Origin of the sequence: Flavobacterium sp. (assembly GCF_029242675.1) — a bacterium.
Taxonomy (GTDB): Bacteria; Bacteroidota; Bacteroidia; order Flavobacteriales; family Flavobacteriaceae; genus Flavobacterium.
This window is the reverse complement of the sequence record NZ_JAQWTM010000009.1, coordinates 1-1,698: the sequence shown is the minus strand read 5'-3', so window position 1 is coordinate 1,698 and position 1,698 is coordinate 1. Positions and strand designations below refer to the sequence as shown.

1 protein-coding gene is annotated in these 1,698 nt (G+C 35.3%); it reads left to right on the top strand.

Going from position 1 to position 1,698, the window contains the following annotated elements:
• Positions 1-1,698 (top strand): ABC transporter ATP-binding protein (locus P8M54_RS00405; protein WP_300283748.1); only part of this gene is annotated, 1,698 nt, incomplete at both ends.

Here is a 1,698-nt window from a genome sequence, read left to right as displayed (position 1 = left end):
TATACTAAACCGTACCAATGGCGTTTTAATGGTGTGGTTATTTTTGCCATCTCTCTCTCAATATTTGCAGCCTTGAGGCCGTATTTATTAAAGCAAACGGTAGATGGGTACATACAAACAGAGGACGCAAACGGTCTATTGTTGTACATCACTTTAATGGGGATTGTGTTACTTTTTGAGGTTTTCTCACAGTTTTACTTTGTATTTTGGGCTAACTGGCTTGGACAAGATATTGTTAAGGATATTCGAATAAAACTCTTTAGTCACATTCTAAGTTTTAGGATGAAATACTTTGACCTTGTTCCGGTGGGACAGCTGGTAACGAGATCAGTATCTGATATTGAATCGATAGCCCGTATTTTTAGTCAAGGGTTATTCATGATTATCAGTGACCTAATGAAGATGTTTGTGGTGCTAATTTTTATGTTCTACATGAACTGGAAATTGACATGGATTGTAATTATCGCTATGCCAATCTTAGTTGTAATTACAAGAGTATTTCAACGTAAAATGCAAGTTGCCTTTGAAGAAGTTCGAAACCAAATTGCAAATATGAACTCTTTTGTTCAGGAACGTGTAACTGGAATGAAAATCGTACAACTCTTTAACAGAGAAGACATAGAGGCTGATAAGTTTAAAGAGATTAACGACAAGCATAAAAAAGCATGGATAAAAACGATTTTATACAACTCTATCTTTTTCCCTATTGCCGATATTATTTCATCTTTAACTTTAGGATTTATAGTGCTTTACGGGGGAATTCGTATTTTAAATGGAGATAATTTTACCACTTTTGGAGATTTATTTTCATACACTATGTTTATAGGAATGCTATTCAATCCGCTACGTCAAATTGCTGATAAATTCAACGAAATGCAGTTGGGAATGATTGCCGCCAATCGTGTTTTTGAAATTATTGATACGCAAGACCAAATTCAAGATACAGGCATACTTGAAGCTCCTATTTTTAATGGAGATATTTCTTTTAAAGACGTACACTTTAGCTATATTGCTGATGAAGAGGTGATAAAAGGGATTAGTTTAGATGTTAAAGCAGGCCAAACTGTTGCCATTGTAGGATCTACAGGAGCTGGAAAGTCGACCATTATTAATTTATTGAATCGATTTTATGAGATTAATAGTGGTACTATTTTAATCGACGGTCAAAATATTGATGCCTACACTCTAGGATCTCTGCGCAAGCAAATTGCCGTTGTATTGCAAGACGTTTTCTTATTTGCAGACACTATCTACAGCAACATCACATTAAATAACCCTGAAATTACTAGAGAACAAGTTTTGGCTGCTGCCAAAGATATTGGGGTACACGATTTTATTATGAGCTTGCCAGATAATTACGATTTTGATGTTAAAGAACGTGGTGTTATGTTATCTTCTGGACAACGCCAATTAATTGCGTTTTTGAGAGCATATGTTAGTAACCCAAGCATCTTGATTCTTGATGAGGCAACGTCTTCGATAGATACATACTCAGAGGAATTAATACAACGAGCTACTGAAACTATCACCCAAGGGCGCACTTCAATTGTGATTGCACATCGTTTAGCAACGATTGTAAATGCAGATAAAATTGTAGTTATGGATCAAGGTTTAATCGTTGAACAAGGCACGCATCAAGAACTGCTAAACCTAGAAAATGGGTATTACAAAAATCTTTATGATTCGCAGTTTTCAGTT